The sequence below is a fragment of the Mycobacterium sp. TH-M11 genome (genome assembly GCF_057473725.1).
Genome location: NZ_JBYCLD010000495.1, coordinates 1 through 4,136, shown reverse-complemented (window position 1 = coordinate 4,136; position 4,136 = coordinate 1). Strand labels below are relative to the sequence as shown.

The 4,136-nt window shown below is 64.9% G+C and carries 3 protein-coding genes; 1 reads left to right on the top strand and 2 read right to left on the bottom strand.

The window, feature by feature from the left end; genetic code table 11:
• Positions 1 to 17: 17 nt before the first annotated feature.
• Both eno and AC2VOG_RS18920 read right to left on the bottom strand, forming a co-directional pair.
• Positions 18 to 1,283 (bottom strand): phosphopyruvate hydratase, encoded by a 1,266-nt coding sequence (gene eno, locus AC2VOG_RS18925; protein WP_486941369.1) that lies wholly within the window; start codon positions 1,281 to 1,283, stop codon positions 18 to 20.
• Positions 1,284 to 1,675: 392 nt separating this feature from the next.
• Positions 1,676 to 2,782: a magnesium and cobalt transport protein CorA gene (locus AC2VOG_RS18920; RefSeq protein ID WP_486941368.1), complete on the bottom strand. Its 1,107-nt coding sequence runs from the start codon at positions 2,780 to 2,782 to the stop codon at positions 1,676 to 1,678.
• Positions 2,783 to 2,966: 184 nt separating this feature from the next.
• Here AC2VOG_RS18920 and AC2VOG_RS18915 point away from each other — a divergent pair, with 184 nt between their 5' ends.
• Positions 2,967 to 3,956: a malate dehydrogenase gene (locus AC2VOG_RS18915; protein WP_486941367.1), complete on the top strand. Its 990-nt coding sequence runs from the start codon at positions 2,967 to 2,969 to the stop codon at positions 3,954 to 3,956.
• Positions 3,957 to 4,136: the final 180 nt, after the last annotated feature.

The following is a 4,136-nucleotide window of genomic DNA, read 5'->3' as shown; positions in this document are numbered from 1 at the left end:
CGCCGGCGGACGGGTGATCACTTGTCGGGGAGACCGAACGCCAGATTTGTTGTCAACGAACTGATTTCAAGTAGCCGATTGTATTTGGCCACCCGTTCGCCGCGGGCCGGGGCGCCGGACTTGATTTGACCGCAGCCCGAGGCCACCGCCAGATCGGCGATGAACGTGTCGTCGGTCTCGCCCGAGCGATGCGAAATCATCGCCGCGTAGCCTGCCTCTCGGCAAACTTTCAACGCCTCAAGCGTTTCGGTGACAGTGCCGATCTGATTGACCTTGATCAGCGCCGCATTGGCGACGCCGGCCCGCACGCCGTCTGCGATGAGTTCGGGGTTGGTCACGAAGTTGTCGTCCCCGACCAGTTGCACACCGTCACCCAATGTCCTGGTCAACTTCTGCCAGCCGGTGGTGTCGCGCTCGCCCATGCCGTCTTCGATGCTCCAGACCGCATATCTCTCGACAAGGCCGGCGTAGCGGTCGATCAGTTCGTCGCTGGATATCGAGTTCCAGCCCAATCGGTAACGGCCGTCACGGTGAAATTCGCTGGCGGCAGGATCGAGGGCGATCGCCACGCCGTCGCGCCCAGCGGTATACCCGGCGTCCTCGATTGCCGTGGTGAGCAACGCCAGAGCCTCGTCTGCTCCATCGATCTGCGGCGCGAAACCGCCCTCGTCACCCAGACCGGTTCCCAGATTGCGGTCAGCCAGCGTCGAGCGCAGGCGCCCATAAATCTCTGCGCCCGCGCGGATCGCTTCCTGCAGCGACGGTGCCCCGAGCGGGGCGATCATGAATTCCTGAAAATCCAGGCCGTTCAGCGCGTGTGCGCCGCCGTTGATGACGTTGAAGTGTGGGACCGGTAGTCGTGGAGTAACACCGTCGGGAATCAGATACTGCCACAACGGTTTCCCTGCATTAAGTGCGAATGCTCGCGCTGCCGCAATGGAGACACCGACGATCGCATTTGCGCCGAACCGCGATTTGTCCGGGGTTCCATCCAGCTGACGCAGGGCCTGATCCAGGTCTTCCGGACTGTTGAACAGCCGACCCGTCAGCTCTTCGGCAATCGGCCCGTTGACGCGGGCCACGGCCTTGCGTACGCCCATCCCGTTGTAGCGCTCATCATGGTCGCGCAACTCGATCGCCTCGCGGCTGCCCGTCGAAACTCCCGAGGGCACCCCGGAACAAACCTGCCGCCCGTCGGACAGCGTTGCTTGCACCGACAGCGTCGGCCGCCCGCGTGAATCGAGGATTTCGATTGCCGAAACAGACGAAAATTTGACCTTCACCTGAGTTCCTCTGCGTCCGTGGCCGATTCGGAGCCACGCTGACGCGACCGAACCGACATTCATCAGTTACGCAGGGACCGTTGGCCGTCCAAAGTGGACTGCGGTTGCGGCGAGCCCCACCGCCATTGCACTGAAATCTACCAGCATTTCACTGCACATGGCGAGAAACCTCCCTCTTGGTAAGCCGATGCCGCCAGAAGAAGCCAAAGTCGCGCGCGGCAAGCGTCATGGCCGATCCGGAGCCACGACGTGCGCGACGTCGAACCGTCGCGTGAACACTCGGAAGGCGACTGGACAAGGTGATCGACGCGAGCGGCCCGGTTGCGCGCTGGCCCTCGAAGCCATCCACTGACGTGCCCGCGCCGCGCCGGGAGGATCCGCGACAACCAGCGCTACAGCCAGCCGTTACGCCGGAAGTTTCGATACAAGAACAGGCAGATCGCCGCGGTGCCGAAGACCGTTGTCGGGTAGCCCCAATGCCACTTCAATCCGGGGATGTACTCGAAGTTCATCCCGTAGATGCCGGCGACCATCGTCGGTATCGCCAGCAGGGCCGCCCACGCGGACATTTTGCGCATGTCGGTGTTCTGCTGCATCTCGACTCGGGCCAGCGCCGCTTGTACCAGCGAGCTGAGGTTTTCGTCGTAGCTGGCGATCTGGTCGGCCGCGTGGGTGTGGTGGTCGCCGACGTCGCGCAGATAGCGCCGGACCTCTTTGGACAGCAGGTCCTTGTGCTCGGTCTGCAAACGCGCGAACGGCACCGATAGCGGGTTGACCGATCTGCGCAGCTCGACCACCTCACGCTTCATCTGGTAGATCGGCTCGATCTGGGTGCGGTGGTTGGGCGCGAAAGCCTCTTCCTCGATGGCGTCGATGTCGCCTTCCATCAACTGGGTGACCTCGAGATAGTGGTCGACCACCGCGTCGGCGATCGCGTGCATCACCGCGAACGGGCCCAGCCGCAGGTGGTCGGGATCGGTGTCCAGCCGTTTGCGGACATCGGAGAGCCGACCGTGGTCGCCGTGCCGGACGGTCACCACGACATCCTGGTTGACGAAGACCATGATCTCGCCGGTTTCGACGATTTCGCGGGCCAGCAGGGTCGACTCGTGCGGCATGTAGTTCAGCGTCTTGAGCACCAAGAACAGCGACTCGTCGTAGCGCTCGAGCTTGGGTCGCTGGTGCGCGCAGACTGCGTCCTCAACGGCCAGCTCATGCATGCCGAAGGCCTCTCCGACCTCCTGCATCTGGTGCTCGGTCGGCGCGTGCAGGCCGATCCAGGCAAAGGCGTCCTGGCCGCTCAGCTGCAAATCGGCCACCTTGGCGCGGGCTTGGGCGTAGCCGAACGTGCCGGGCAGCCGCTCGCCGTCTACATATATGCCGCAATCCACCACCGCCTGGTCGGCGGGCGGGTCCACCAGCAGCGGACTGGGAGTCTCGTCCCGTTCAGGCCGTGCCAGTGGACGCAGCGTTTCCGGTATGTCGCGAAACGAAGCCATCCGTCACCTCCCGTCGCAGCTCGGATCGGATAAAGCCCCGGTCATGCTACGCGGGTTCAATGGCAAACGGCTGGCAGCGGACGGCGCCGCCGGCGCCGGGGTGGGGTAGGGATTTTTCGGGTACGCGGGTGCGCTAGTTTCGACCCGACGCGATTGCCGATCTCCACCTGAGGAGCGAATGACCGTGAGCCCCACACCCCTGAAGGTTGCCGTCACCGGCGCCGCCGGCCAGATCGGCTACAGCCTGCTGTTTCGCCTGGCCAGCGGCTCGCTGTTGGGCCCCGACCGCCCGATCGAGCTGCGGCTGCTGGAGATCGAGCCGGCGCTGAAGGCGCTCGAGGGTGTGGTGATGGAGCTTGACGACGGTGCGTTCCCGCTGCTGTCGGGCGTGCAGATCGGCGCCGACCCGAACAAGATTTTCGACGGCGTGAACCTGGCCCTGCTGGTCGGCGCGCGCCCGCGGGGCCCGGGCATGGAGCGCGGCGATCTGCTGGAGGCCAACGGTGCGATCTTCACCGCCCAGGGCAAGGCGCTGAACGCCGTCGCCGCCGACGACGTCCGGATCGGTGTTACCGGCAACCCGGCCAACACCAACGCGCTGATCGCGCTGAACAACGCACCCGACATTCCCAAGGAGCGGTTCTCCGCGCTGACTCGGCTGGACCACAACCGGGCGATCTCGCAGGTGGCCAAAAAGACCGGCGCCAAGGTCACCGACATCAAGAAGGTCACCATCTGGGGCAACCACTCGGCCACCCAGTACCCAGACATCTTCCACGCCGAGATCGGCGGCCGTAACGCCGCCGAGGTCGTGAACGACCAGAAGTGGATCGCCGAGGAGTTCATCCCGACCGTCGCCAAGCGCGGCGCGGCGATCATCGACGCGCGTGGCAGCTCGTCGGCCGCCTCGGCCGCCTCGGCGACCATCGACGCGGCCCGCGACTGGCTGCTGGGCACCCCGAACGACGACTGGGTGTCGATGGCGGTCTACTCCGACGGCTCCTACGGTGTGCCGGAGGGCCTCATCTCGTCGTTCCCGGTCACCACCGCCGGTGGCGACTGGAGCATCGTGCAGGGTCTGGACATCAACGACTTCTCCCGCGAGCGGATCGACAAGTCGACCGCCGAGCTCGCCGACGAGCGCAGCGCGGTCACCGACCTGGGCCTTATCTGACACCAGCGTTCACATTCACTCCGGCTCGTCGTCTTCTGCGCGCAGGAGTTTTTCGGGGTGCCAGTAGGTGTTGGTGCGGGGTTGGCCTCGGTCGAGGTGTGGGGGTGGGATCCATTCGGTGTGGCTGTGGGTGTTTTTGCGGGTGGTCCAGCCTTGTTCGGTTTGGTCGTGGTTGGGGTG